The sequence below is a fragment of the Vagococcus humatus genome, from assembly GCF_003950325.1.
GTDB lineage: Bacteria > Bacillota > Bacilli > Lactobacillales > Vagococcaceae > Vagococcus_C > Vagococcus_C humatus.
This window is the reverse complement of record NZ_PXZH01000001.1, coordinates 668933-695120: the sequence shown is the minus strand read 5'-3', so window position 1 is coordinate 695120 and position 26188 is coordinate 668933. Positions and strand designations below refer to the sequence as shown.

Sequence of the window (26188 nt, the reverse complement as noted above, 5' to 3'; positions counted from 1 at the left end):
GGTGAGCTGTTTTTTATTAATCTAATATGCTTAAAGGAGGAAACAACATGGATAAACTGACTGCTTGGATGGAAAAACATATTCTACCAATTGCAGCAAAAATTGGTGGACAAAAACATTTGGTTGCTTTACGTGATGCGTTTATCGGAACAATGCCAGCGACTATGGCTGGTTCGGTTGCGGTAATGATTAATGCTATTATTCGGGATTTACCTCCTCAATTTTGGCCAGACTACGATGCTTCTACTATTCCTATTATTAGCCAAATTATTGAAGTCAATGGCTTTGTTTGGAATGGTACGTTGGCCATCGCAGGTTTGATTTTTGCTTTCTCTTGGGGCTATAATTTAGCTAAGGCCTATAAAGTAGATGAGTTAGCTGGCGGGATTGTTGGTGTTGCTACTTTAGTGCAAGGGATTGCTTTTTCTTATTCAACTAATATTAAAGGAGCCATTCCGAAAGAGTTAGTTGAAAGTATTAATCAAGGAACTGCAGATACTGGTTGGTCAGCTACAAGTCATGGTATTACTGCTGGTGGTTGGGGTTGGCTAAATTTAAACCACTTAAATGGTAACGCTTACTTTACGGTGATGATTTTAGGAGCTATTTCTGTTATTATTTTTAGTAAATTAATGTTAGCAGACTTTACTATTAAAATGCCTGATTCAGTTCCTCCAGCGGTTTCTAAAGCATTTTCTGCTATCTTACCTGCTACCATCTCTTTATATGTGATAGCTATTATAAACTTTATTGTATCGAAAGTCTCTAATGGCCAATTGTTAATTGACTTGATCCAAAAGTATATTGCAGAACCTTTCTTAGGGTTATCTCAAGGATTTGGGGCTTTAGTTATTATTCAATTAGCTATTCAAGTTTTCTGGTTCTTTGGTATTCATGGTATGAACGTATTGGCTCCTGTTTTAGAAGGAATTTGGGGACAAGCTCAATTAGTTAATATTGATGTGTTCCAAAAAGGATACAATGGAAAAACTGGGACTGCCGCTGTTTTAGATGCAGTTAAAGACGGTAAAGCTTATTTATGGGTACGTGGTTCTTTTGATGCTTATACGATGTTTGGTGGTTCGGGAGGAACTATTGTATTAATTTTAGCTATTCTGATTTTCTCTAAACGAGCAGATTATCTAGCTGTAGCTAAATTATCAGTTGGGCCAGGACTATTTAATATTAACGAGCCGGTTATGTTTGGATTACCGATTGTTCTTAATCCAATTATGTTTATTCCGTTTATTTTAGCACCAATCGTAACAACAGCTATTGGTTACTTTGCTACAGTACTTGGTCTAGTTGCACCTGTTTCCCAGCAAGTAACTTGGGTTGTTCCGCCAATGCTACTATCTTTCTTAGCTACGGGAGCTGATTGGCGTGCCCCTATTGTTACGTTAGTTTGTATGGTGGTTGCCTTTCTAATTTGGGCACCATTTGTTCTATCTGCTAATAAAATGGAAGAAGTGGATTAAGAGGATTAAGGGATAAAGAAGTAGGTTTGGCCTACTTCTTTCCCCCTTTTTTAAAGAGGAAGGTGAAAAGGATGATTTGTATAACAAGTGTGATGCAACAAGATGCTATTATTGAGCTACTAGAAAATGATCATTCAACTAATATTCAGTTTAAATTAAAAGAAAAAAAAGGGCCTAAACTTTTTTTTGATATTCTAGAAGGAGATAAACAAGAAGCCGCTGATTTAGCTAAAAAATTAATCAAAGCAGCACCTTGGGGAAGTATTTTATATTTTCAATCAATTGCTGTTTAAAAAGAGGGAAAACGAATGGAAAAAAATGGGTTGTTTTTATGTAGTGTTGGTAGTTTAGTCGTTTTATATAGCTTAAATCCTAACAGACCTCAGTATGACTTACTTAGTTTGACAACAGGTATTTTTTTAATAGTAGTTGGCTGGCTTCTTTTTTCAAAAAGAAAAAAGTCTAAATAGGAGGAGGGAACAATAGGATGGAACTGACACGAGAGTTAAACATTCCTGGCACATATTTTTATCAAAAAATAATCGATTCTGTTATTTATGATATTTTTAAAGCAACAGGAGAAACTGTTTCTAAAGATCAGTTAGATGGGTATGAATATGTGAAAGAATTTTCTAAAAATAATCGTGCTAAAATAAAAATAGAAAAAGTTGTTCCAAATGAAGCTTATTATTTTAGAACATCTACTACACGTAATGATTTTTTAGTGCAATATGAGATTGTTTGCTTGTCTGACACTAGTTGTCAGGTTAAGTATCAAGAAACAATGAAATCTTTTGGCGTGTTACAACAATTAAATGATTTAGTTATTGGAACTCTTTTGATGTATTTGAAGAAAAGACAATTTAAACGCATGTTGGGATTGATTGAACAGTCCTATTAAAAGGGTCTAGACAGGGCCCTTTTTTATTATAGAACAGAAGTCAGGTGGTTATTATTTATGGCAAATATAAAAAAAATGGAAAAAGATCACTTAGAAGAGATGTTTCAGTTAGCTAAATATGCCTTTCATTTTGAAGAAACAGAAGAAAGACGAAAAAGGTTTCAATACATCGCCACACATTCAGAGAATTATGGAGTTTTTCAAGCAGCTAATCAGTTGACTAGTCAGGTCATGAATACTCCTTTTACTGTTAATTTTCATGGGGTTACCTATACTATGGGAGGGATTGGCTTTGTTTCTTCTTATCCTGAATGGCGGGGGCAAGGTGGGATTAATCAGTTAATGACAGATATTTTAAGGGATAGCTATCAAAAAGGACAAGTATTATCTTATTTAGCTCCTTTTTCTTATTCCTTTTACCGGCGATATGGCTACGAATGGGTATTTGAACGATTAACTTATGAGATGAATGTAACTGATTTACCTGTTGTAGAAAGAATGTTAGGCCAAGTTATCCGTGTTACTCCAAAAGAAGGGAAAACAGCTATTCAGCATCTTTATCACGCTTCTGAACAATCAAAAAAAGGCGGCTTAATCAGAGATGATTGGTTGTATACTTACAAGTACGAATTAAAAGAGCCTAACAGCTATATGGCTCTTTATAAGAATGAACAAGGAGTAGAGGAAGGTTACTTAGTGTATGAGATGGATAGTGACTGTTTAGTGATAAAAGAATTAGTTTACATCAGTCTAGAAGCTTTTTATGGCATAATTCATTTTATTAAATCTCATCAAGCAAGTTTTGTAAAGTGCCGATATGAAACTGGTCAAAATCAAGATACTGTAAGTTTCTTAATGCCAGAGCCTTCTGTTAAACGTTCTCTTACTCCTTATATGATGGCACGGATTGTTTCAATGAAAGCTTTTTTAGAGCAGTATCCTTGGTCCGTTTCTCAGGAACGTTTAAGTCAATTAGTTTTCCGGGTAAAAGATGACGAATATGCTCCTTGGAATAATGGTTGGTATGAGTGGCGATTAGTTGAGGGACAGTGGCAAGTGTGTCAGCAAATTCAGGCAGAGGAGGTTACACCTGATAAATTGTGTATTGAAGGAAGTATTCAAGGGTTTACGCAAATGTTACTAGGTTATCAAAAACCTACTACTCTAGCTTTTTTTCAGCAGATAAAAGGGGAACAGCGTGCTATTCAGTTATTAGATGAATTAGTTGTCACTATGCCCCCTGTGTTAGATGATTATTTTTAGAGCATAAAAAAAGACTTATGATAAGTCTTTTTTTAATGGCGAACTTTTCGCGGCTCATTTTCAGCTCCTTCAGCAATAATACCTAAATGAGCCATTTGATCAATAAATCTAGCCGCACGGTTATATTGAATAGGGAATTTTTGCGTGAGCATTGAAATACTAATAGATTGAACAGATTTGGTAAAAGTAACCACTTGATCAAATAAATCATCTGTTTTAGTTACAGCTCCAGAAGACTTAGTAGAAGAAGGAGTAGGTTCAAAGGAATGGCCTAATGCTTTTTTATCCAATTTTTGAGCCACTAATCCCATTAAATAATCATGATCCCATAACTCGATATCCGTTTTTTCAGCCGCTTCTTTGGCAGAGGGAGTGAAGTAATTATTTGTACAAACAATGCCGTAATCACATTCATAAATTTTTATGCCAGTGAAACATTCTTGAATGGCTTTGTTTCCAACAGAAGAGTGATAAAGTTTACACTGGATGCCAAACTTAACCCCACTTTTTTCAGCAATAATATCAATGCCTTGATCTCCTGAGGCATTAGTAACAAAAGTATTATAACCAATCATACTTAATAATTCCGCTAGATAGCTTTCGAATTGATAGCCATCCAGTTGTTGGATGTGTTTTTCTTCAGTAAATAAAGCAAAATCTTTCATGTTTTGAATATAGCCTTGATAGTCATCCATTTCAGCTAAAAGCAAACGATTGGTTTCTTTGTGTTTAGCAATCATAGCATTTAGCTGCTCTTGTTCTTCTTGTAATTTAACAATGTTCATCATTAATTGTTGGTATTTTGTTTCAGCTAGTTGAATACGTTTATATAGCTGTTGTTCTTCGGTACTTAGTTGATGCTTATGTTTATCTTTTTTGTGAAAAAAATCTTTAAAACTCATCTATCTTCCTCTTTCTTTCAGCTTGTCAAATAACAAAAAGTTTCATATATTATTGTAGTAATAAACAGCTTTTTAGTCAAAAAAATATCAAGACTTTTTTGTTTCAGAAGGATGAAAATGAATGTTTTCTCATAAATGGAAAACTTTCTGATATTTTTAAAGAAAACAGTTGTATTTTTCTAAAACATCTATTACGATATGTATCGTGATAATTGTTAGGGAGGGAGAAAAATGGAAAGTATGGTACAACAGTTACTTCATTCCACGCGGTTAGGTGTCTATTTTTTTGTATTGGTTTTAGCTCTTGGTTTTATTGTATTAAAGGAAGCTATTCGTTTTATACAAGGGAAAAGACAAGAAGCAAAATTTAGAACATTTGGTATTTATGATATTGATCGATTAAAGAGTTGGGTGTTTGAAGATTATATTGCTAATCTTGTCAAAAGAAATGGCATGAAAAATGTCAAACATACCTCAGCTGTTAATGACCGAGGAATTGATGTTATTTGTATGAACCGATTTGGTAATCGTGTTGGTTTTTGTTGTCTAGCTCATACAGATCAAATTGGTTGTCATGCTATTCAAGATGCACATAATGGTCAAGCTAACTATCAGCTAGATCAAGTGATTGTTGTGACTAATAATTATTTTACACAATCAGCTCGTCATTTAGCCGATTCTTTATCTGTTGATTTGATTGATCGTGATGATTTAGCTGAAACAATTTCAGAAATTAATGAACGTGAATTTCAAGAGAAAAAAAGACGAATTATTTAATGCACTATCAACTTTGTCTTGTAAATCAATAGATGAAGAGTATTAGTTGTGTTTTTAAAAAAATATGCTACACTAATGAAAGTACTAGGGGTGTCTAATGACTGAGATGTTCAAGTAAGAACAGACCCTTTGAACCTGAGAGTTGATACTCGCGAAGGGAAGTAGTCTTTAACTTTTAATTTAGTGTCATGACTATATATCAAAAAAGACTCTTTCAGATGTATTAACATCCGAATAGGGTCTTTTTTTATAAATTAATGAGAAAAGATGACAAATGGTAGAAAACTGATTATAATAGTAAAGAAACCGTTTTCTTTTTAACTGGTTCTGCAGGTAAACTTCCTTTTACATCAGCGTGATAAGATATCCTGTTAAGTCTAAATGATAAAGAAAAGGTGGATGACTAATGAATACAACAAAACAAGCGCTAACTATTGCTGGATTTGATAGTGGAGGCGGAGCAGGCATGCAAGCAGATTTAAAAGTGTTTCAAGAAAGACAAATTTTTGGGACATGCGTTCTGACTGCTTTGCCTATCCAGAATACTTGTGGGGTTCAAAAGGTGTACGACTTACCTTTAGAAGCAATCAAAGATCAACTAGCAGTGATTGCAGAAGATTTTGACATAGATGTGACTAAAATAGGGATGCTATTTTCTAAAGAAATTATTCAACTAGTAAGTGATTTTTTAAAAACAGTTGATTTTGGGCCGATTGTACTAGATCCAGTAATGGTGGCTAAAAGTGGCCATGCTTTACTAAAAGAATCGGCGATCCAAACTTTAAAAGAGGAGTTACTACCTCTTGTGACTATTGTAACACCTAACATTCCTGAAGCAGAAATACTAGCTAACATGTCCATTCAAACAAAAGAAGATATGGTGTTAGCTGGTCAAAAAATTCAGCAATTAGGTGTGAAGCATGTAGTAGTTAAAGGTGGGCACCATATAGAAGGGGATTTATCTGAAGATGTGTTAGTGTTGGACAACCAGGAGAGTTACTGGTTAAAAAATAAACGAATTGATACAAAAAACACCCATGGGACAGGTTGTACTTTTTCAGCATGTATGGCTGCTGAATTAGGCAAAGGAAAGTCTGTGTTAGAGTCTCTACAGATAGCTAAAGAGTATATTCAAGCAGCTATTTCGGATGGGATAGATGTAGGACATGGACACGGACCAACCAATCATTGGGCGTACCGTAAAGTTGAGGCGATGAAAGATGGTAAAGAGTAATTATTTAGAAACATATTTTATTTGTGGCACACGTGATGTAGACATGGATGATTTTTTATTAACATTAGAAACTAGTTTAAAAAATGGAGTCACTTGCTATCAGTTTAGAGAAAAAGGACCAGGTAGCTTGACTAGTCCAACTTATATTTATAAAACGGCTCAATTAGCGCAGCGGTTGTGTCAACAGTATGATGTGCCGTTTATTGTCAATGATGATCTGGAATTGGCACTTAAATTAAACGCAGATGGCATACATGTAGGGCAATCTGATACGGCAATTAAGGAAGTTATTCAAGCTTTTCCTAATAAAATTATTGGTTTGTCTTGTCATAGTGTAGCTGAAATAAAATCAGCTAATGAACACCCTGAAATTAGCTATTATGGGGTAGGACCTGTTTTCAGTACCACATCGAAATCAGATGCTGAACCACCTATTTATCCAGATGGGTTAAAAGAGTGTGTGGCACAGGCTTCTAAACCAGTTGTTGCTATTGGAGGGGTTCAAGTAGACAATGTTGCTCAGTTGAAGGGCACAGGTGTTGCAGGTGTTTCTGTTATTTCAGCTATTGCAAGAGCGAAAGACAAACAACAAGTGATCAAACAACTTAAAAGCTATCAATAAACTCTTTTATAATGAGAGGAAAAAACTAAAATTAAAAGCGTTGAATGTAGAAAATACTTTCTGCATTCAACGCTTTATTCTGTACTGGCACATTCATTCATGTCCATGTAAGTGAATTCGCTCCCTTAGCTTAATTTTTGTAAAGCTTGTACGGCTTGTTCAATGGTAATCCCATAGGCAACTTTTTGATTATTTTTAGCATCATAAGCCATGAAGACTTGTTTGTTTGTATCTAAAGCTACACGATAAGGACTATGATGTGCATTTTGAAATGTCATAGTAGTCATATACATCTCTCCTTTCAAGTTTATTGAAAGGCAAGTATTACTCACCACTGTTTTCATATAGCCTTTCCTTGTTCCATATACTAATATATCCTAACTGAATGGAAAAATCAAGAAATTTTACTTGAATTATTGAAAAAACCTTTCCTTTTATGAATAAACAGACCTTTTGCAGGTGAAATGCTTCCTTAACTTGATAAACAACTAGTTAAAAACTAGACCATTTTATAATTTGTTTTCAAATGGTCGAATTACGGACAGAATCGATTAACAAAAGAGCTAGGAAGTAATAACAAAAACAAGAGCAAAGTTATCCCTTGATAAAATAGCAAGAAAATATAAAAATATGGTATGATTAAACTATATTCAAATGAAACTAATGAGGCAGTCATAGTTAGCTTGTTACTAGAAAAATCAACATTTATGATATAGCCGAGAACACTCGCGACTTTGGTCGTGCAGATAAATCGGTTTTGGTTGTGGCATAGCTTTAGCTATGTTAAATAAAGGAAATATTGATACATATGTTAAAAAGTTATTAAAACAAATTGCGTTAGAGAATGATATTCAAATCGTTGAAATGAAATCAGACAAAGACCATATTCATAGGCTTATTGAATGTAAATCCCAACATTATATTCCAAATATATTCAAAGGGTTTAAAGACTACCCTGAACTTAAAAATCGTTTGTGAGGGGTATCTCTGGAAACCTAGCTACTTTTTGCTACAGTTAGTGAAAACACAGAAGAACAAAGAGGTGAATTGTAAAGTTAAGACATAAAACGTATAAGTTTAGACTATATCCAAATATTGAGCAAGAAATATTAATGACTAAAATAATTGAATCCTCAAGATTTGTCTATAATCATATGTTAAATGCTTGAAATATCTCGTATAAGGAAACTGGTAAAGGTTTGTCTTATGCTAAATGTTCTGTTACCTTCTATGAAAAAATCAGATGATACACCATGGTTAAAAGAGCTAGGTAGCATAGCCTTACAATCCTCTATTAAACAATTAGCTGAGTCTTTTGATAGATTTTTCAAAAAATCAATCGCCTAAATTCAAAAGCAAGAAAAATCTAGTTCAAAGTTACACCATAAAAAATACAAATAAAAATTTAGCTATTATAGATAATAAGGTGAAATTACCTAAACTTGGATTAGTTAGTTTCTTTAAGAGTTGTGAGGTCAATGGTCGAAAAGTAAATTTTTGAAATCGATAGGTTAGTCAATATTGTAAAAAAGTTTTAAAAAATAGCCGGACTCATGCAAAAAACAAACTAACTATTCTAATTGAATAGCTAGTTTGTTTTCAGTCTGACTTCTATCTTGAAGATAGAAGTTTTTTTGTTTATTCAGATAAGGCTTTTTGAGCTAACAAGTTCAGATAATTCCAAGGACGATCAAAATAAGGTTGAAAGAAAAAGTCACAAGTGGCTAAGTCTTCCACGGTCATTTTGTGTTGAATAGCTAAAGATAAAGTATTAGCTGATTGAGTAATATCATATTTAGATAACAATTGTCCACCTAAAATTTGGTGATTTTTATCATCGTAAACCAATTTCATTAACACTTTTTCAGTAGAGGGCATAAATTCAGGTCGGTAATTATCCTGGAATAAAGTCGTTTTGACAGGAATATTGTACATGTGAGCAGCTTCCTCAGTTAAACCTGTTGTTCCGATATTTAAGCCAAATATTTGCAGGCCAGAAGTTCCTTGGGTACCTTGATAGGTTAGTTTTGGTTCTAATATGTTTTGACCAATTAAAAAACCTTGTCTAATAGCATTGGTAGCTAGTGGAATATATTGGTAGTTTTGTGTTGGATTAAAATGGACAACGGTACTATCACCTGCTGCGAATACATCAGGTAAACTTGTCCTCATATACTCATCGACAATAATTGCCCCGTTAGGTAGCATCTCAACTTGTCCTTTCAATAAATCAGTCATAGGTCTAAAACCGAGACAAAGGACGACTAAACCAGTAGAGTAACTTTGTTTAGTTGTTTCAACGGTTGAGACTTTACCATTTTGGCCATTAAAACCAATCACATGCTCTCCTAAAGAAAGTTGTACACCCTTATCTACTAGGCGCTCCTCCACAACATTAGCAAACTCTTTATCTAAGTATTTATTTAAAACAGAATCTAGTCCATCGATTAAGTGGACTTGTTTACCTAACTGGTGAAAGGCTTCAACTAGTTCGACTCCAATATAACCAGCACCTACAACAGTGACGTGGTTAACTTGTGTGGCTTTTGTCATGATTTCTTTGCCATGATGATAGTTTTTACAAAATAAGACGTTGTCTAAGTCTAAACCTGTAATGTTAGGGGTAGTAGGCCAAGAGCCTGTAGTCATGACTAAACGGTCATAAGAATCAACGAATTCTTCATTGGTTGTTAGATTTTTAACAGTTAACGATTTAGTTTGGGTATCGATAGATAGAACTTGATGTTTCATATGGACATTGGCACCTAGTTGAGTTAATTCTTCAGGACTGGAATAAAATAAACCTTGATCATTTTTGACTACACCTCCCACGTAAAGAGCAATTCCGCATGAGAGAAAAGATAAATTATCATTTTTTTCATACACAGTCACATCCATGTCTGGATAATTTTTTAAAATATTTATAGCTGCATTAGTCCCAGCGTGGGTGCAACCAACAATGACTACTTTCATAAAATACCTCCTGGAACAAGCTAAATAAGCTTATGAATTCCTATAATATATACTTATCATATCACATATTTTTCTGTTGTAATTTATAATCTTTATTATCTATCTCACAAGGTGAACCTGTCTAGTTTAATGCTTGAACAAAAGACAATAGATTAACTAAGGATATAAAAAAACTCTTTTCTAATAAATAATAAGAAAAGAGTTTTTTTGATTGATTTAGATTTCTTGACTAGTAGGATAAGATTTTTGTGTGCCACGTTTAGTCACGGAAATAGCAGCGTAATGATTAGCATGTTTCAATGCTTCAGGAATAGTTTCTCCAGCAGTATAATAATGTGAAAATGCTCCAATAAAGGCATCTCCAGCGCCAGTTGTATCTATGGCATTTACCTTTTCGCTAGGGATTAGCATGTGTTCTGTTTCATTGATCCATAATACACCTTTAGAGCCTAAAGTTACAATAACGTGTTTTACGCCTTTATCAACTAAAGATTTTGCAGCTAAGGTAATTTCTTCCACCGTTGTTGTTGGTAAATTGGTTAAAGTAGCTAACTCTGTTTCATTAGGCATGAAAAACTCAACTTGACTAACGTAGTCAATATTCAGGTGTTCATCTGCTGGTGCAGGATTTAAAAGAACAGGAACATGATATTTTTGACCTAGTTCAATAGCATAGTAATTAGTTTCTAATGGAATTTCTTGTTGTAAGATAATTAATTTTGAATGTTTAATTTGATCCAGATGTTTATCTAGCATACTAGGAGTTAGCTCATTATTTGCTCCTTTGATAATTAAAATACGGTTGTTAGAATCTTCTGCAACAAAAATTGGCGCAGCACCACTATTTTTCGTTCCAATTCCTACACCAGTTGTATCAATTTGATTAGCACGATAATTTTCAATGTGCTGTTTACCAAACATATCATTTCCTACCATAGTAATCATGGAAACTTTTGAACCTAGACGAGCAGCAGCTACTGCTTGGTTAGAACCTTTCCCGCCAAATCCCATTTCAAATTCTGGTGCTTCAATTGTTTCACCTTCAACAGGCATTCTATTTGTATAAGTAATTAAGTCAATCATATTTGAACCGATAACAGTTATATCATTCATGGTTTGTATTCTCCTTCATTTCTCTGTTTTTTTATAATAGGGGATAGATTAAATTATTTTTCTAGCCCAGTAGTTACTTTGAATGAACGTGTTTCATGTGGATCTAAATAAATTAATGTACCAGCTTCTTTGGCTGCATGGAAACCTTCTGGACGACTTGTTCCAGGTAAAGCAAATGCAGCAACTTGTTGATCTGCGTTATGTAATAACCAACGTGTAGTAATTGGAAATTGTTCTGTTTTAAAAGTAGTTAAAAATTGATGTTCTTTTTCTACAGTCATTCTAAATTCTGCTTGTTCTACATGTTTAGTTAAATCTTCTGTGAAGAAGACAATTTCAGGATCGTAATGTTGGCTGTCGTCTAAGTGATTAATTAATTGACCAGATTCTTTTAATTTTTCATTATAAGCTAACCAGTCTTCAGTAGGATGGACATGACCAGGAATTGTTTGACGTAAAGTAAAGGCTTCGTCAGGGAAGTTTTGACTAATAATACCTTGATCAGAATAAGCGTAATTCATATGACACATATATTGTAAAGGCATAGGTTGGTAATTTGATAGGTTAGTAACTGTTAATTCGATATCAAATAATCCAGAGTTTTGGTGCAAAGTAACAAATGGTTCTGCTAAATAATGATGACCAAAACCTTTAACGTATTCTTTTTGACTATGAATCGTTAAAGAGTTTTCATCAAAAGTTAAATAAGCTTCATCCATAGTTGCAGTAGGAAATTCACCGTGTAAGCCGTAGTCATCTTCAGGACCAGGAGTACCGTTAGCTAAAAGACCTGAGTTAAATTGAAAACAGCCATAAGTATCTGCAATATTATCTCCAGGTAATGGTTGAGTGAACATATCTTTCATTTTTAAGGAAACACCTTCAAAAACAGCGTCCCAAATAATTAACCCCATATAAGGAAGAAGGGTTAAATGTCCTTTAGAGTTAGTTAAGGTAACTGCCTCAACACCAGAAGGGTAAGTAAAAGTAGTTACAGAGAAGTGTTGGTTTTCGAAAATAAGTTGTTCTTTTTCTGTAAACATAGCATGGGTAAAATGTAATGTGTGTGTCATGAAAATAACCTCCAGTATAATTTATAATTAATGTTAATTTTTTGTTTAAGCTTGCTTTTTCATTCGATCTTTTGAGTAAATAACTACTACTACAAAACAAATTAATGAAACAACGAAAGAGTAAGACATAGAACCTGTCCAGTCTGCTACTAGACCTTGAATTAATGGGATAATTGCCCCACCAATAATAGACATAACGATAATAGCACCAGCAGTAGCTGTATGACGTTTGTCTGTTACAGTATCCAATGTTTGTGAGTAAATAGTTGCCCAACATGGACCAAATAATCCACTGACTAAAATAGTAAAGTAAACCGCTGACATATTATGAACTAGCATAATATAAGCTAAAGATAAAGAGCCTAAAATACCATAAATATATAAAACTTTAGAAGGGGACATTTTGTTCATTAAGAAGTTAGCAATGATTTTTCCTAAGAAGAAAGCAATGTAACTGTAAATCATAAATGTAGAAGCACTACGTTCATTGATACTGCCATGTAAAGACATAGCTAGACGAATGGTAAAAGACCAAACTGCTGTCTGCATACCAATATACATAAATTCTGTGCCAATGCCTTTTAAAAACTCTTTGTTTTTAGCTAAATAGGCCAATGTTTCAGAAATTTTAGCACTTTCTGTATTAGGTTCATCTTTAGGTTTGCTAGCAGGGAATTCAGTTAAGATAAATAAAATCATCATAGCGATTAACACAATAATAATAAATTTATAAGGAAGTAGGGTTTTTTGTAGCATTTGCTCGCCAAATTGAACTCGTTCGATACCTGTTAACCCTTTCATTTGCTCTTCTAAACTAGCACCTTCACCAAAAATTAAGTATTTACCTAACACAATTCCAGCAATTGCCCCAATTGGGTAGAAGGTTTGAGAAATATTTAGACGTAAAGTGGTGGTTTCTTTTGGTCCTAAAAGAGAACTATAAGTATTAGCTGAAGTTTCTAAAAAGCTTAACCCAACGGCAATGGCAAAAATAGCCGCTAGGAAAATACTATAAGTTGCCATATGGGAAGCTGGGAAAAACAAGGTACAACCGACAGTATATAAAAGTAATCCAATTAAAATAGCTAATTTATAAGAAGTTTTTTTAATAACTAGTGAAGCTGGGATAGCAATTAAAAAATATCCGCCGTAAAAAGCACTTTGAACGAAAGCACTTGCAAAGTTACTCAAAGTAAAGATGGTTTTAAACTGGGTAATCAAAATATCGTTTAAGCTAGCAGCAGCAGCCCACATTGGAAATAATAGTGAGAGCAAAATAAATTGAAACCAAGGAATTCGGTCTAAATAACCGTCATCTAATTGTTTTGCCTTTAATTTAAATAAATGAAAGGATTTTTTTGGAACAGGTGTTGCTTGGGTTGTGGTGTGATCTAACATGGTAAACATCCTCCATAATCATTCTGTTTTTGTGAGAAAATAGGTAAGTAATAAACGAGTCAAGCCTTAATACCACCTCCTCATAATGTTGTAACCCTTTTCTCAAGCTGTCTTAACCATACACCTGTTTTTTACAAATGTAAATACTGTAATTGAAATAATTTTCTATAAAAAGAAATAATGTTCAAAATAGTATTTTACAAATGTAAAAAATAATGCTATGATACAAGTGAATTAAACGAGGAGGAATTGAAATGGAATTAGCTCATTATTTAGATCACACATTATTAAAAGCAACTGCAACAGAAGAACAAGTAGATAAGGTTATTAAAGAAGCGAAAGAAAATAATTTTGCCTCAGTCATGGTAAATCCTTACTGGGTTCAACACGTGCATAGCCAAGTTAAAGGAACTTCTGTTAAAACAGCAACAGTTATTGGATTTCCTTTAGGCGCTAATACAACAGCTATTAAAGTAGCAGAAGTTGAGCAAGCTATTTTAGATGGTGTAGATGAAGTCGACATGGTTATCAATATTGGGGAATTAAAAGCAGGACATGATAAACAAGTAGAAGCTGACATTAAAGCAGTGGTTACTGCTGCTCATCAAGCAAATAAATTAGTCAAAGTTATTATTGAAACAGCTTTGTTAACTAAAGAAGAAATTGTTCGTGCGTGTCAATTAGTTGTAGCAGGTGGCGCAGAATTTGTTAAAACATCTACTGGTTTTTCAACAAGTGGTGCTCAGTTAGATGATGTGAAATTAATGAAAGAAACAGTCGGGGATCAAGCTGAAGTGAAAGCTTCTGGTGGAATTCATACAAAAGAAGAAGCAATGGCATTTATCGAAGCTGGTGCAACTCGTTTAGGAACAAGCGCTAGTCTGCAAATTATTGGTAAATAAGGTTAAAAGAGCGAGATAATGATTATCTCGCTCTTTTTTTGTATCGTTTAATAAGTCGTTCTCTGATGCAGATTATTTTATAGGTAGTTTTCATGAGAAACATGTGCTAAACTGTTTTTGAAGTAAATCCAGTTATAGTTTTTTTATTAATGACTACAAGGAGGGATTGGTTTGGATACTGGCCACAAAAAAAAAGTCAAACAAGCCATACAAGTAGCAAAATATTATTATGAAAGTAATTTGGATCAGAGTACGATTGCTAAAGAGATGCAACTTTCTCGGCCTACTGTATCTAGATTGCTACAATATGCCAAAGATGAAGGTTTTGTGCAAATAGAAATTTTAGATCCATTTGAAGATACTTTAAAATTAGAAGAAACATTAGCTCAACGCTATCATTTAAAGAAAGTGATCATTACTTATGCTCACTCTACTGATGAATACAACATTTTACAAAATCTAGGCTATAAAACAGCTAATTACTTACAGTCGATTGTTAAAGATGGGGATCTGATTGGAGTTGGTTTCGGTAAAACGATTTATTCTGTTGCAACTCAATTAACAGACACTCCCTTAAATCATGTAAAAATTGTTCAATTAAAAGGTGGAGAGTCCCATAGTTCGATTACCAACTATTCTCATGAGGTTATGAGTTTATTCAGTCAAGCATTTCACGGAGAAGCTGAAATTTTACCTTTACCGGTTATTTTTGATTATCAAGAAATTAAAGAATTAGTCATGAAAGATAGACATATACAATATATCATGAATCAAGGAAAAAAGAGCAATATTGCCGTATTTACAGTAGGAAGTGTTCATGAAGAGTCCATGTTGTTTCATCTAAATTATTTTTCTCAAGATGAAATCGCTTTTTTTAAAAAAGAAGCAGTTGGAGATATTTTTTCAAGATTCATTACAGCTTCAGGAGAAATTGCTAATCCTGAGATTAATCGCCGGACTATTGGGATTGATTTAGATGAGTTAAAAGAAAAAAAAGACACTATTCTAGTAGCGGGAGGGTCTAGAAAAGTTCCAGCTATTCATGGAGCTTTAGTTGGTGGATATGCCAATACATTAATTATTGACGCTCATTCAGCAAAAGAATTGCTGCAGAGATTTTAAATTTGTCAAAAAATAAAGATCAACTCAGTTATGGGTTGGTCTTTTTAAGTAGATTAAGCTATGATAAAGACGGTAACAGTTTATAAATGAGATAGGATTAGAATAAATATGAGATTAATTATAGATGGAGACGGTTCTCCAGTAAAAAATGAAGTGATTGAGTTAGGCCAAAATTATCAGTTGCCTGTTGTGATAGTAACGAGTGTGGATCATTATACAGATAAAATTTATCCGGATTTTTTAACCTTTATTTATGTAGATAAAGGAGCAGATGCGGCGGATTATAGGATTATTAAAGAAATTGAAGTAGCTGATTGGGTTATTACTCAAGATTATGGTCTAGCTTCCTTAGTACTAGAAAAAGGAGCTAGAGTGTTTCATCATAACGGACAAGAATACCGAAAAGAAACTATCGATATGTTATTAACTCAACGCTATCTAGGGGCACAAATGCGCCGAGCAGGTAAAAAAACTAAAGGACCTAAAGCTTTTACACAACAAGATCGACTTCGTTTTAAAAAAGTTATGGCTAATTTGATTGAAAAAGAACTTAAATTAAAGTAGAAAAAAGTAGGAAAGGAGATGCTAGTTTTATGCTAAAATTAATTGCAACAGATATGGATGGTACTTTTTTAACTAGTCAAAAAACGTATAATAGAGAGCGTTTTAAGTCTTTGTATCAAAAAATGAAGGAACAAGAGGTTCATTTTGTGGTAGCCAGTGGGAATCAGTATTACCAATTGGCTTCTTTTTTTGAAGAAATCAAAGAAGAAATATCTTTTGTAGCAGAAAATGGGGCTTGGGTTATATCAAAAGGGCAAGAATTATTCTCAGCTAGTATTTCTGAAGCAACTTTTAAGCAGACGTTAAAAATATTAGCTGAGTTTCCTAAAGTAGAAGTGGTTGTTTGTGGCAAAAATTCAGCTTATATTCATCAAAAAGAAAGTCAGGCTTATTTTGATGAAGCTAGTATGTATTATCATCACTTAAAATGGGTAGCAGATTTTGATGCTTTGTACGAACAAGATCAATTCTTAAAATTTGGCTTATCCTTCCCTAGTGCAGAAGAGGTGCCTGATGGTCTTATTCAGCTAAATAATCGGTTAAAGGGAGAATTAAAACCTATCTCTTCAGGTGGGCGAGATGTTGATTTGATACTGCCAGGAACACATAAAGCAAGTGGCATTCAGTTGATTCAAAAACATTTAGATATCCCTCAAACTTCAACGGTTGCTTTTGGGGACAGTGGAAATGATTTAGAGATGATTCAATATGTAGAAAAAGGTTATGCAATGAAAAATGCAGCACCAGAATTATTAGCAGTAAGTGATTGTGTGACTAGTCTCACTAATGACGAATCAGGTGTTTTAGAAGAGATAGAAATATTGCTAAAGTAGTCATCAAACATTAAAATAGCCACTAAAAGTTAAACATTCGCTTTTAGTGGCTATTTTTGTATCTAAAAAGTGATATTAAAATGTTCCATCATCCACATAGCTCCGCCATATGAGTAGATTAGAATTCCAGTATATAAGATGAACCCTTTAGATAATCCGACTAGTAAGCCGACTGCTAAAGCTAATCCTAGTAAAGTATATTGACGTTTTTTTGAAAAAGATTGCCATTTTTTTAACACACATAATTCCCCTTTGTTTTGAAATGTGAAAAATCCCACACAATAATATAACATAGAATTTAAGTTAATTCTAGTCATAATTATTGTGTGGAATCTTTGGGGGAATAGGGGAAAAAGATAACATGCAGAAACTTCTATATCTAAACATAGTCAGTTTGTTAGTTTAAGAGACAAACAGAGAGGAATGAAGTATTAAGTAAACAAATGATTTAAAGCAGCGCTTCCCATTGTTTTAGCCGAAATAAGCAAACTTTTTTCATCAAAATCAAATTTTGGATGGTGATGAGGATAATAAGGTTGATTAGCTAATTTAGCTCCTACATAAAAGAAGCAACTTGGTTTTTCTTGGGCATAGTAAGAAAAATCTTCTGATGCAGGGAAGGGTGGGCAATAGAACACATGAGTCACTTCGTCTATTTGAGCATTTTGGATAGCACTTAGGGTTTGATCAGTGGTTGCTTTATCATTGACTAAAACAGGATAACCATGTGTAAATTCAAGGTCATAGGTGATACCAAACCCTTGACAAATACCGTCTAATAACTCTCTAAAATGTTTTTCAATCTTATACCGATTTTCATCAGACATAACCCGAATATCGCCAGCAATTTTTATTGAATCTTTGATAATGTTAGTTGTACCAGCTGCATCAAAGGATCCAATTGTTAAAGCAGAGGCTTCTAAAGGATTCATTCTTCGGCTGACAATAGTTTGGACTGCAGTGACAAAGTGTGCTCCTGCAACAATGGTATCATTAGCATCATGAGGCATAGATCCATGACCACCTTTTCCATACATGGTAATGAAAAAGGTAGAATTACCTGTCATAATAGGTCCACTAGCTGACATCACTTTACCAACTTCTACATTGTTTAAGATATGAGAACCTAATACTTTGTCAACACCTTCCAAACAGCCATCTTGAATCATTCCAATAGCGCCACCAGGTGGTTTTTCTTCCGCAGGCTGATGAATAATTCGAATGGTACCAGGTAGTTCATCTTTTAACTCCAATAACACATCTGCTAATACTAATAAATAAGCAGTGTGAGCATCATGACCGCATGAATGCATAATTCCAGGATGTTTTGAAGCAAAGGGAAGATTTGTTTCTTCTTGAATTGGTAAGGCATCAAAATCTGCTCGTAAGGCAATAGTTGGCCCTGGTTTTGCTCCTTTAATATCTACCACAATACCACGACAACCTACATTGGTTTTTATGCTGACATCTTTTCCTTTATAAAACTCTTCAATATATTGTGCAGTTTTTTCTTCTTCAAAGGAAATTTCAGGATACTCATGCATATGACGACGTAAGTCAATCATATCTTGTTCACGTTGCTCAAGACGATTAAATAGTTGGGTTTGTAAGTGTTCATAGTTCATAATTGTACGCCTTCCTTTTTATAAATAGTCTGTATCTGTTTGCTTTATTTGCTGAATAGGAACAGGAATGCCAGCTGTTTTAGTTTGTTGACAGTATTTTCTAGATAATTTGTAAGCACCAATCCAACTAACCATAGTTGTGAGTGTGAAGGTAAAGAGGATTATCCATCCTAATGTGTATGATCCGGTTAAGTCGAAAATAGATGCAACAACAAGAGAACCTAGAGACATACCGATTTGGGTCGCGCTACTGACATATCCGTACACTTCTCCGTACTGCTTAGTGTTATAAATAGAAGCAGTTACTAGAGGAGGCATCATACTTCCAATAGCTAAACCTAAACCAAAACAAACCGCCATTGCATAAGCAGCAGGTTTTCCATTACCAAGCAACAAACAAATAAATGAGGCTGAAAAAGTTGAGCAGCCAAAGATAGCACTGAAGACAATGCCGAACCGGTCATTTAACCAGCCTAATAACAATTTTTCTAAAACACCGATAATTGAATAAAGGGAAATAATAGACGCTGCAAAAGCAGTACTGTATCCTTCTTCTAAAGCTGGAGGAAATTGTCCCATAGCACCGCTATTAATAATTCCGTTTAAAACCATACCGATAATTAATAAAAGAAAAAAAGGTTTAGCAAAGGATTTTTTAGTAGAGAGTTGAATCGTTTTAGCATGAGTTGGTTGATTATCCTTTGTTTCCTCCGCCCCGTAAGGAGTTAATCCCATTTGGGCAGGTTCTTTTTTTAAGATAAATACAGAAACTGGTAGGGAGACAATTAAAATAATAGCAGCAAAGATAAAGTAGGCTGTACGCCATCCAAAATGATTAATCCAGTAAGTGACAAGTGGACTAAAGATAAATCCTCCAAGACCGATACCAGCCATTGCTAAACTCATAGCCAATCCTCTTTTTTTAACGAACCAATTGTTGATCATTAAACTAATTGGGATGACTGTGGCATATAAATAGCAAATACCAATGACAAAAGAAGACAAATAATGATGATAAGGAGTTCTAGCTAACCCGTAGGAAGCGAAAGCGATTCCAAAAATAAGAATGCTAATGCTTTGCATTTTTTTTAGGTTTCCTGTTGCTAGACGTTTTGTCACCATTGGGGATAAGAAAATACCCATTCCTTGTAAGATGGTATTACTAAAAGCAAAGGTACTTCGACTAATTGCCATTTCTGAAGTAACAGGAATTAAAAACTTGTTTGCCATTGCCATAACGCTTGGGATCATGGTAGTGGTAATCAATACAGAGCCTAATACGACCCACCAACCATAAAAGATTTTTCCTTTTTTCATGTTGATTTCATCTCCTTGCTGTGTATTATTAAATTGTTATATTTATTTTAAAACGTTATATAAATGAAAACAATAACAGTTATTTCTTAATACACTTAATATAAAATGACAAATAAATGAGAAGAAATATATGTACTTTTTATCGTACATATGTTTCGTATATGGTAAAATACACCTATGTTAGGGAGAAAGAGTTAAACAATGAATCAACAAAATTTTCAAGTATATGGCAGAAAAATAGCTAGTTTTGAAACTAGCAATTGGTTTTTAGAAGAAACAACCATTTTTTTTGTGTTAGATGGCCAATTATCTGTTCAACAAAATTTATTAACTTTCCCACTATCTAAAGGAAAGCTATTTGTAGGAAACATTCACGATCAGTTAATTTTAACGAATAAAACCGAACAAGATAGTCTATTATTCTATGTTGAGATTGATAATTTATACTTAACCAGCATGTATCCTAATTATGTAGCCACTGATTTTGATTGCCAACCGGAACAAAACCATTTGGGGAAACAGGGACCGATTGAAGAGATACGAAAATATTTATGTGAATTATTTTTAGCCTTTTATGGTAATGATAAAAGAAGAGAACTTTTGATGTCTACGGCACTTAATCAAGTGTTACTTTGGTTAATTCAATATTTCTCAAAAGAAAAAACAGATCGACTGACATATATCCGAAATGATAAGGTAAAAGAGTCTTTAGAGTACATTCGAAACCGATGCCAGGAACCTATTTTAATGGAAGAAGTTGCTAGCAGGTTGTACTTGTCTTCTTCTACTTTTTCTAAGTTGTTTAAACAAGAAACCGGTCAATATTTTTCTGTTTATTTAACTCAACTTCGTTTAAGAAACAGTTTGAAAGATTTAATTTTTTCACGTAAGACGATTGAGGAAATTGCCTCATCTAATGGGTTTGGCAGTGGAAAAACTTACCGGCAACAATTTAAAACCTATTATCACTTATCTCCTTCTGATTACCGAAAAAAAATGCAACAAGAGAAAAACTGGCAAAGAAATCCAAGCTCTGACCAGATAGAACGAGACTGTTTAGAGTGTCAAGATATACTAGGAAAGTTTTATTACTATGCTTACTTGCCTAAAGAAACATCTCGGACAGTGGCGACGATTGAAAAACACAAAAGTTATCAGATTAGCATGTGTCCTCAACCAATGAATAAACATGCTGAAAGAATTATTCATGTAGGCGCTTTAGAAAATTTATTAGAACTGGAAACTTTTCAACAATTGGAGCAATTAGTAGAGGAAATAGGGGTATCTTATATTGGTATTCATAGTTTAGAAGTGGGAAATTCTCATTCTTATCGACTAGATCACGGAGAGCAATTAAAAATTTTTTCTTCTTTTGGAAAATTTGATATGATTTTAACTTATTTAAAAAAACACCAAATTGGTTTGTTTTATGAAATTTCTTTACAAGAATATGCCATGCTTAATCAAACTGTTAAGTATCAGTATTTAGCCTTTTTAGAGCATGTGAAAACTTATTACGGAGAGAGTCTGTTAGCTCATTTTAAATTAAGTTGCACGATTCATCCTATCCGGATTAGAGAGGGAGAAAAACTATATAAGCAGATTGCTTACTACGTTCATCAAATTAGTCCAGCTATTCAATTAGGAGTTTCCATTCCTTTACGTTATCCAGACTATCAATTTGTTAGTCAAAAAAGTCAAGATATCTTTTTAAATAATCTAGTGCCTCAATGTGATTTTTTATCTTACCGTTCAGAACCTAATCTGACGTATCAGTCATCAGACAAGTTGCCGACACAAGTTACCCAATTTCAAGAGTATGTTTATAAAGAAATGCGCCTCATATCAGATAAGTTAAAAAGTTACGGGGTAAAGCATCCGATTTATTTAGTAGAGTGGAATACATTAACCAGTTCTGATAGATATGTCAATGGTACTTATTTTAGAGGAGCCTTAATTTTACAAGAGATGTTAAAGCTAGACCGAATTATTGAAGGACAAGGCTGTTGGTTGAATGCTGGTTTATATGAAGAATTTACTCAACAACCTCGTGCCAATTTTGATGGTTTGATTTTATTCCATAACTATAATGGGGCACGGCCGACTTATTTTATTTTGAAACTAATCAAACGACTTAAAGGCCAAGAAATGGCTTTTTCGGATAATTATTTGCTATTAAAGCATCGGGATACTTATCAGTTAGTTTTGTGGAACACTAAGTATTTTTCTCCAGATTTAAGTAAAGAAGCTAGCTTTTTAGAAAGTCAATCTGTTGGTGTCCGAATAGAAATACCAGAGATTCCTTCTAAACTTTATCAAATGAAACGTTTGGATTTTAATCGGCATAATGGCGCTATTTTTTATGATTGTCTAGCATTTAATTCTAGAGCCCCTATTGATTATGAAGCTCACCGATATTTAGCAGAAAATTGTCGACCTAAAATGAGTTTAACTGATGTGGAAGTGAAAAACGGCTTTCAATTTGAATGTATTATTGATATTAATGGGATTGTTTTGTTAGAATTAACGCCAATTAACTGTGAATGCGAGGAAAGAAGAGCGTATGATTTATCAAGATATTGTAGAAACACCTATAGGTAAGCTTTATTTAGGAGCAGATGAAACAGGTTTAGTCTATGTGGACACTCAGCAACGTTTTCTTCAACCTAATGAAGAGCCTGCTATCGACCGATCTATCACTAAAAGCTATACGGATCAACTGAGTGACTATTTAACAGGAAACAGGCAAGTCTTTACTTGTCGAATTTCCTCTTCAGTAATAGGAACAGAATTTCAAAAATTAGTCTGGCAAGAGCTAGCAAAAGTAGGTTACGGTGAGATTTTGAGCTACAGTGATTTAGCTAATCAAATTAATCAGCCTCATGCAGTGAGAGCAGTAGCCAATGCCGTAGGGAAAAACCCTCTTTTAATTGTATGGCCATGTCACCGAATAATTCGCAAAGATGGTCAATTAGGAGGATTTAGAAGCGGTCTTGATTGGAAAGTTTATTTACAAATGTTGGAAAAATAAAAAAGCAGAGTTAACTTTAAAATGAAAGCGTTTATTATAACTAAAAAGGAGCTTACAGCCAGTGTTTAAATACCCATATTACAAGCAGTTAGAAACTATCTCAGTTCATAAAGAGCCTGAAAGAAACTACTATGTTCCTTATCAGTCACTAGAAGAAGCTTTAACTAGTAAGAAGCGGGATGAAAGTCAAAGGTTTATGTTACTAGATGGTCAGTGGCAATTTGCTTATTATGAGTCTATTCATCATGTTCCAAGTCGTTTTTTTGAGCAACCACTTTTAGACAATAGTTCCTCTTACATTCAGGTTCCAGGGACGTTTCAAAATCAAGGATATGATCAGCATCAATATGTGAATGTTTCTTATCCAATTCCTTATGACCCACCTTATACCCCTTATGATAATCCATGTGGTATTTATCAACGGGAATTTTCATTAGAAAAACAAGGGGATCAAAGTTATTATTTGAATTTTGAAGGAGTGGATTCTAATTTACATGTGTTTATTAATGGTCAGTTTGTAGGCTATGATCAAGTTACTCATAGTCCAAGTGAATTTAATGTGACTCCTTACTTGGTAACAGGTGTTAACCGATTGACTGTTTTAGTTATGAAGTGGTGTGACGGTACCTATTTTGAAGATCAGGATAAATTTAGAACAACTGGAATTATTCGTTCTGTTTATTTATTAACCAGACCTCAAAAGCATTTATGGGAGTACCAAATCACCCCTAAAATAGATTTAGAGAACAAAATAGCTCAGTTAGAAGTGACCACAAAAAACTGGCTAGAGAGTGTTAGTTATTACTTATATAATCCAAATCATCAGTTAATGGCTCAGGGTGTGTTTCAAAAAGACACACAGATAACAGTAGAAAATGCCTCTTTATGGTCAGCGGAAACCCCTACTTTGTATACCCTTGTTTTAGAAACTAACGGTGAATACTTTAAAGAAGCAATCGGTTTTAGACAGGTAGAAGTAGTCGGACGTGAGATTTATTTAAATGGTCAACCTATTACTTTTTTAGGTGTTAATCATCATGATACTCATCCAGATACAGGTAGCGTTATGACAGAAGAGATGTACCGAATGGATATGCTAAAAATGAAACAGTTAAACATGAATGCCATTCGGACAGCTCACTATCCTAAACCTCCTATTTTTTATGAATTAGCAGACGAATTAGGTTTTTATATAGTAAGTGAAGCTGATTTAGAATGTCATGGCGTAGTAAATTTATACGGTGATTTAGCTCAATATAATTTAATGGCGAATGATAGTAGGTTTGAACAGGCCATGATTGACCGTATTTATCGGTCAGTGAAGTGGTTTATTAACCGGTCTTCTATTTTGATTTGGTCTATGGGAAATGAGTCTGGTTATGGTAAAAATTTTGAAAAAGCCCAACATTTGATTAAAAAGCTAGATCCAAGTCGGCTAATCCATAATGAAAGAGCTGCTGAACCTGTTAGTTATCAGGCTAATGATTTTTCTAATTTAGATGTTATTAGCCGTATGTATCCCTCTTTCAATGAAGTGACCCATTTTTGTGAAAGTCCTCAATATACGAAACCTTTTATGTTGTGTGAATATAGTCATGCAATGGGGAATGGCCCAGGGGATTTAAAGACTTATTTTGACTTAATGGAGCGCTATCCTGCTTTTGTCGGGGGATTTGTTTGGGAATGGGCAGATCACAGCATGAAGTGTGTGAATGAAACTGGGGACAGTTATCTAGGATATGGAGGGGATTTTGGCGAAACATTACATGATGGTAATTTTTGTGTAGACGGACTGACTACACCGTACCGACAATGGACCAGTAAAATGGAAGAGTACCGAAATATTCATCTACCTATTCAATTAAAAGAGCTTAATGTTAATACAGGAGAATGTTGGCTAAAAAATATTAATAGTTTTCTTGTCGGGGAAAATTATCAGGTGGTATATAGCTGGCATAAAAACGGAAAAAAAGTTGAAACAGGCTCGCTTGATGTATCCCACATTGCTCCTAGAACAAAAAAATCTGTTCAGGTAAAAGTTCCTACTATCACTAAGCAAGACACACTGACTTTTGAGATAGGTGTGTATAAAAAAGCTACAGGAGAATATTTAGGCACACAACAAAAAATTATTCAAGAAGTGGTGGAACACCCTTGGAAAAATGAATTGTCTCATTTGGCAAGCTATCCTTTAGACTATGTTGTTAAAGACAATCAGTTTATTATAATAGAAGGAAAAGATTTTATGTATCGATTCAATCAGCAAACAGGTTTAATGGATCAAGTACAAGTTCAAGGAGAAAAGTTATTAGCTGAGCCTAGCTATCTACATATTTGGCGGGCACCTACTGATAATGACCGTAATATACGTAAGGACTGGCAAGGGGCAGGTTATGATCAAGCTAGTTTAAATTTAATTGACTGTCATATCAAGAAAACTGATCAAGGGATTATTTTAACAGGAATATACCATTTAGGAGCTCCTGGTATTCAAAGAATTTTAGGGATAGAGTTACAGATGACTATTGATGGAACTGGGCAAATAGCTTATCAATTTAAGGTAAAGAAAACAGAAAATCTGCCTGATTTACCTCGTTTTGGGATAGTTTTACCTCTTGTTAATCAGTTTAATGAGGCTAATTATTTTGGCTTTGGTCCGTTTGCTAGTTATGAAGATAAACATTATGCTAGTCAGTTAGGTGAGTATAGACAAGAAATAGCTGAGTTGGAAGAAAGGTATCTTTATCCTCAAGAAAATGGAAATAGATGGCATACGCATTGGGTTGAGGTGATAGGGGACAGCCATCAGATTCGCTGTACAAGTCCTCGTTGGTTTAATTTTAGTTTACAAAAATATTCTGCTAAGATGCTAACTCAAGCTAAACATCTTGACGAGTTACAGGACTTAGGGATTAGGTATTTACATTTAGATATGAAACAAAATGGTATTGGTTCCAATAGTTGTGGACCTTATGTGGCAGAGGCTAGTTGTTTTAGTGAAGAATCATTTATTTTTGAAGGGTCTCTCTTTTTTAATAAAAAAAACTAATAGAATAGAAA

27 protein-coding genes and 1 riboswitch are annotated in these 26188 nt (G+C 34.0%); of the genes, 18 read left to right on the top strand and 9 right to left on the bottom strand.

All coding sequences use genetic code 11. The features are described from left to right. Positions 1 to 47 precede the first annotated feature (47 nt). From C7P63_RS03350 to C7P63_RS03330, 5 genes are all read left to right on the top strand, one after another. The gene (locus C7P63_RS03350) at positions 48 to 1478 is read left to right on the top strand and encodes a PTS sugar transporter subunit IIC (RefSeq protein ID WP_125942742.1); all 1431 of its coding nucleotides are present in this window, start codon (positions 48 to 50) and stop codon (positions 1476 to 1478) included. A gap of 71 nt (positions 1479 to 1549) precedes the next feature. Continuing rightward, positions 1550 to 1771, top strand: coding sequence for a hypothetical protein (locus C7P63_RS03345; protein WP_125942741.1), 222 nt, complete (start codon positions 1550 to 1552; stop codon positions 1769 to 1771). Between the two features lie 15 nt (positions 1772 to 1786). Further along, a complete protein-coding gene (locus tag C7P63_RS03340) occupies positions 1787 to 1948 on the top strand; it encodes a DUF3188 domain-containing protein (protein WP_125942740.1) in 162 nt (53 codons plus the stop codon). A 17-nt stretch (positions 1949 to 1965) separates the two neighbouring features. Next, positions 1966 to 2379, top strand: coding sequence for a DUF3284 domain-containing protein (locus tag C7P63_RS03335; RefSeq protein WP_125942739.1), 414 nt, complete (start codon positions 1966 to 1968; stop codon positions 2377 to 2379). A 57-nt stretch (positions 2380 to 2436) separates the two neighbouring features. After that, entirely contained in the window at positions 2437 to 3642 is a 1206-nt protein-coding gene (locus tag C7P63_RS03330) for a GNAT family N-acetyltransferase (protein ID WP_125942738.1), read from the top strand. 32 nt (positions 3643 to 3674) lie between these two features. Here the strand turns inward: C7P63_RS03330 and C7P63_RS03325 are convergent, their stop codons facing one another. Further along, positions 3675 to 4544: a restriction endonuclease gene (locus C7P63_RS03325; protein ID WP_125942737.1), complete on the bottom strand. Its 870-nt coding sequence runs from the start codon at positions 4542 to 4544 to the stop codon at positions 3675 to 3677. Between the two features lie 231 nt (positions 4545 to 4775). Here C7P63_RS03325 and C7P63_RS03320 point away from each other — a divergent pair, with 231 nt between their 5' ends. The 3 genes from C7P63_RS03320 (at position 4776) to thiE (ending at position 7177) form a co-directional block, all read left to right on the top strand. Continuing rightward, positions 4776 to 5321, top strand: a complete 546-nt coding sequence (locus tag C7P63_RS03320; RefSeq protein WP_125942736.1) for a restriction endonuclease — start codon at positions 4776 to 4778, stop codon at positions 5319 to 5321. 76 nt (positions 5322 to 5397) lie between these two features. Further along, positions 5398 to 5498, top strand: a riboswitch (TPP riboswitch). A 229-nt stretch (positions 5499 to 5727) separates the two neighbouring features. Beyond that, positions 5728 to 6555, top strand: coding sequence for a bifunctional hydroxymethylpyrimidine kinase/phosphomethylpyrimidine kinase (gene thiD, locus C7P63_RS03315; RefSeq protein WP_125942735.1), 828 nt, complete (start codon positions 5728 to 5730; stop codon positions 6553 to 6555). Further along, entirely contained in the window at positions 6542 to 7177 is a 636-nt protein-coding gene (thiE, locus tag C7P63_RS03310; RefSeq protein ID WP_125942734.1) for a thiamine phosphate synthase, read from the top strand. The genes thiD and thiE overlap by 14 nt, the downstream gene beginning before the upstream one ends. Before the next feature lie 125 nt (positions 7178 to 7302). Here the strand turns inward: thiE and C7P63_RS10260 are convergent, their stop codons facing one another. After that, positions 7303 to 7464, bottom strand: coding sequence for a hypothetical protein (locus tag C7P63_RS10260; protein ID WP_165863729.1), 162 nt, complete (start codon positions 7462 to 7464; stop codon positions 7303 to 7305). Between the two features lie 493 nt (positions 7465 to 7957). Between C7P63_RS10260 and C7P63_RS10355 the strand changes: the two genes are divergently transcribed. The 3 genes from C7P63_RS10355 (at position 7958) to C7P63_RS10305 (ending at position 8524) form a co-directional block, all read left to right on the top strand. Further along, entirely contained in the window at positions 7958 to 8155 is a 198-nt protein-coding gene (locus C7P63_RS10355) for a transposase (protein WP_125942733.1), read from the top strand. 68 nt (positions 8156 to 8223) lie between these two features. Next, positions 8224 to 8346, top strand: a complete 123-nt coding sequence (locus C7P63_RS10410) for a helix-turn-helix domain-containing protein (RefSeq protein ID WP_207852960.1) — start codon at positions 8224 to 8226, stop codon at positions 8344 to 8346. Between the two features lie 37 nt (positions 8347 to 8383). Next, positions 8384 to 8524 (top strand): hypothetical protein, encoded by a 141-nt coding sequence (locus C7P63_RS10305; RefSeq protein WP_207852927.1) that lies wholly within the window; start codon positions 8384 to 8386, stop codon positions 8522 to 8524. A gap of 291 nt (positions 8525 to 8815) precedes the next feature. On the opposite strand, the gene C7P63_RS03295 is transcribed toward C7P63_RS10305, so the two are convergent. From C7P63_RS03295 to fucP, 4 genes are all read right to left on the bottom strand, one after another. Next, positions 8816 to 10150: an FAD-dependent oxidoreductase gene (locus C7P63_RS03295; protein WP_125942732.1), complete on the bottom strand. Its 1335-nt coding sequence runs from the start codon at positions 10148 to 10150 to the stop codon at positions 8816 to 8818. Between the two features lie 216 nt (positions 10151 to 10366). After that, positions 10367 to 11263, bottom strand: a complete 897-nt coding sequence (rbsK, locus tag C7P63_RS03290) for a ribokinase (protein ID WP_125942731.1) — start codon at positions 11261 to 11263, stop codon at positions 10367 to 10369. A gap of 53 nt (positions 11264 to 11316) precedes the next feature. Next, entirely contained in the window at positions 11317 to 12336 is a 1020-nt protein-coding gene (locus C7P63_RS03285) for an aldose 1-epimerase family protein (RefSeq protein WP_125942730.1), read from the bottom strand. A 45-nt stretch (positions 12337 to 12381) separates the two neighbouring features. Further along, positions 12382 to 13734 (bottom strand): L-fucose:H+ symporter permease, encoded by a 1353-nt coding sequence (fucP, locus tag C7P63_RS03280; protein WP_125942729.1) that lies wholly within the window; start codon positions 13732 to 13734, stop codon positions 12382 to 12384. 254 nt (positions 13735 to 13988) lie between these two features. Between fucP and deoC the strand changes: the two genes are divergently transcribed. From deoC to C7P63_RS03260, 4 genes are all read left to right on the top strand, one after another. After that, positions 13989 to 14636 carry a deoxyribose-phosphate aldolase gene (gene deoC / locus C7P63_RS03275; protein WP_125942728.1) on the top strand — a complete coding sequence of 216 codons (648 nt, stop codon included), beginning with the start codon at positions 13989 to 13991 and terminating at the stop codon, positions 14634 to 14636. 171 nt (positions 14637 to 14807) lie between these two features. Then, positions 14808 to 15758 (top strand): sugar-binding transcriptional regulator, encoded by a 951-nt coding sequence (locus C7P63_RS03270; RefSeq protein WP_243640789.1) that lies wholly within the window; start codon positions 14808 to 14810, stop codon positions 15756 to 15758. Between the two features lie 108 nt (positions 15759 to 15866). Continuing rightward, positions 15867 to 16322 carry a YaiI/YqxD family protein gene (locus tag C7P63_RS03265; protein WP_125942727.1) on the top strand — a complete coding sequence of 152 codons (456 nt, stop codon included), beginning with the start codon at positions 15867 to 15869 and terminating at the stop codon, positions 16320 to 16322. A 29-nt stretch (positions 16323 to 16351) separates the two neighbouring features. Beyond that, positions 16352 to 17155 carry a Cof-type HAD-IIB family hydrolase gene (locus C7P63_RS03260; RefSeq protein ID WP_125942726.1) on the top strand — a complete coding sequence of 268 codons (804 nt, stop codon included), beginning with the start codon at positions 16352 to 16354 and terminating at the stop codon, positions 17153 to 17155. Between the two features lie 62 nt (positions 17156 to 17217). Here the strand turns inward: C7P63_RS03260 and C7P63_RS10255 are convergent, their stop codons facing one another. The 3 genes from C7P63_RS10255 to C7P63_RS03250 form a co-directional block, all read right to left on the bottom strand. Further along, positions 17218 to 17394: a hypothetical protein gene (locus tag C7P63_RS10255; protein WP_165863759.1), complete on the bottom strand. Its 177-nt coding sequence runs from the start codon at positions 17392 to 17394 to the stop codon at positions 17218 to 17220. Between the two features lie 192 nt (positions 17395 to 17586). Continuing rightward, the gene (locus C7P63_RS03255) at positions 17587 to 18780 is read right to left on the bottom strand and encodes an amidohydrolase (RefSeq protein WP_125942725.1); all 1194 of its coding nucleotides are present in this window, start codon (positions 18778 to 18780) and stop codon (positions 17587 to 17589) included. An 18-nt stretch (positions 18781 to 18798) separates the two neighbouring features. Continuing rightward, on the bottom strand, positions 18799 to 20097 hold the full coding sequence (locus C7P63_RS03250; RefSeq protein ID WP_125942724.1) for an MFS transporter: 1299 nt from the start codon (positions 20095 to 20097) through the stop codon (positions 18799 to 18801). A 201-nt stretch (positions 20098 to 20298) separates the two neighbouring features. On the opposite strand from C7P63_RS03250, the gene C7P63_RS03245 reads away from it, so the two are divergent. The 3 genes from C7P63_RS03245 to C7P63_RS03235 all read left to right on the top strand — a co-directional run bounded on the left by C7P63_RS03245 (position 20299) and on the right by C7P63_RS03235 (position 26177). Further along, positions 20299 to 22698: a helix-turn-helix domain-containing protein gene (locus tag C7P63_RS03245; protein WP_125942723.1), complete on the top strand. Its 2400-nt coding sequence runs from the start codon at positions 20299 to 20301 to the stop codon at positions 22696 to 22698. Next, a complete protein-coding gene (locus C7P63_RS03240) occupies positions 22661 to 23128 on the top strand; it encodes a methylated-DNA--[protein]-cysteine S-methyltransferase (RefSeq protein WP_125942722.1) in 468 nt (155 codons plus the stop codon). Before C7P63_RS03245 ends, C7P63_RS03240 begins: the two co-directional genes overlap by 38 nt. 61 nt (positions 23129 to 23189) lie before the next feature. Further along, complete coding sequence (locus C7P63_RS03235; RefSeq protein ID WP_125942721.1) at positions 23190 to 26177, top strand: glycoside hydrolase family 2 TIM barrel-domain containing protein; 2988 nt, start codon at positions 23190 to 23192, stop codon at positions 26175 to 26177. Positions 26178 to 26188 lie beyond the last annotated feature (11 nt).

What these genes read in the sequence shown, in the direction of transcription:
- C7P63_RS03265 (WP_125942727.1), top strand. Translation starts at nt 15,867, where the DNA reads ATGAGATTAATTATAGATGGAGACGGTTCTCCAGTAAAAAATGAAGTG.
- rbsK (WP_125942731.1), bottom strand. Translation starts at nt 11,263, where the DNA reads ATGAATGATATAACTGTTATCGGTTCAAATATGATTGACTTAATTACT.
- C7P63_RS10260 (WP_165863729.1), bottom strand. Translation starts at nt 7,464, where the DNA reads ATGACTACTATGACATTTCAAAATGCACATCATAGTCCTTATCGTGTA.
- C7P63_RS03260 (WP_125942726.1), top strand. Translation starts at nt 16,352, where the DNA reads ATGCTAAAATTAATTGCAACAGATATGGATGGTACTTTTTTAACTAGT.
- C7P63_RS03250 (WP_125942724.1), bottom strand. Translation starts at nt 20,097, where the DNA reads ATGAAAAAAGGAAAAATCTTTTATGGTTGGTGGGTCGTATTAGGCTCT.
- C7P63_RS03295 (WP_125942732.1), bottom strand. Translation starts at nt 10,150, where the DNA reads ATGAAAGTAGTCATTGTTGGTTGCACCCACGCTGGGACTAATGCAGCT.
- C7P63_RS03325 (WP_125942737.1), bottom strand. Translation starts at nt 4,544, where the DNA reads ATGAGTTTTAAAGATTTTTTTCACAAAAAAGATAAACATAAGCATCAA.
- thiD (WP_125942735.1), top strand. Translation starts at nt 5,728, where the DNA reads ATGAATACAACAAAACAAGCGCTAACTATTGCTGGATTTGATAGTGGA.
- C7P63_RS03245 (WP_125942723.1), top strand. Translation starts at nt 20,299, where the DNA reads ATGAATCAACAAAATTTTCAAGTATATGGCAGAAAAATAGCTAGTTTT.
- C7P63_RS03320 (WP_125942736.1), top strand. Translation starts at nt 4,776, where the DNA reads ATGGAAAGTATGGTACAACAGTTACTTCATTCCACGCGGTTAGGTGTC.
- C7P63_RS03255 (WP_125942725.1), bottom strand. Translation starts at nt 18,780, where the DNA reads ATGAACTATGAACACTTACAAACCCAACTATTTAATCGTCTTGAGCAA.
- C7P63_RS03330 (WP_125942738.1), top strand. Translation starts at nt 2,437, where the DNA reads ATGGCAAATATAAAAAAAATGGAAAAAGATCACTTAGAAGAGATGTTT.
- C7P63_RS10355 (WP_125942733.1), top strand. Translation starts at nt 7,958, where the DNA reads ATGTTAAATAAAGGAAATATTGATACATATGTTAAAAAGTTATTAAAA.
- C7P63_RS03240 (WP_125942722.1), top strand. Translation starts at nt 22,661, where the DNA reads ATGATTTATCAAGATATTGTAGAAACACCTATAGGTAAGCTTTATTTA.
- C7P63_RS03350 (WP_125942742.1), top strand. Translation starts at nt 48, where the DNA reads ATGGATAAACTGACTGCTTGGATGGAAAAACATATTCTACCAATTGCA.
- C7P63_RS03345 (WP_125942741.1), top strand. Translation starts at nt 1,550, where the DNA reads ATGATTTGTATAACAAGTGTGATGCAACAAGATGCTATTATTGAGCTA.
- thiE (WP_125942734.1), top strand. Translation starts at nt 6,542, where the DNA reads ATGGTAAAGAGTAATTATTTAGAAACATATTTTATTTGTGGCACACGT.
- C7P63_RS10305 (WP_207852927.1), top strand. Translation starts at nt 8,384, where the DNA reads ATGCTAAATGTTCTGTTACCTTCTATGAAAAAATCAGATGATACACCA.
- deoC (WP_125942728.1), top strand. Translation starts at nt 13,989, where the DNA reads ATGGAATTAGCTCATTATTTAGATCACACATTATTAAAAGCAACTGCA.
- C7P63_RS03285 (WP_125942730.1), bottom strand. Translation starts at nt 12,336, where the DNA reads ATGACACACACATTACATTTTACCCATGCTATGTTTACAGAAAAAGAA.
- C7P63_RS03340 (WP_125942740.1), top strand. Translation starts at nt 1,787, where the DNA reads ATGGAAAAAAATGGGTTGTTTTTATGTAGTGTTGGTAGTTTAGTCGTT.
- C7P63_RS03335 (WP_125942739.1), top strand. Translation starts at nt 1,966, where the DNA reads ATGGAACTGACACGAGAGTTAAACATTCCTGGCACATATTTTTATCAA.
- fucP (WP_125942729.1), bottom strand. Translation starts at nt 13,734, where the DNA reads ATGTTAGATCACACCACAACCCAAGCAACACCTGTTCCAAAAAAATCC.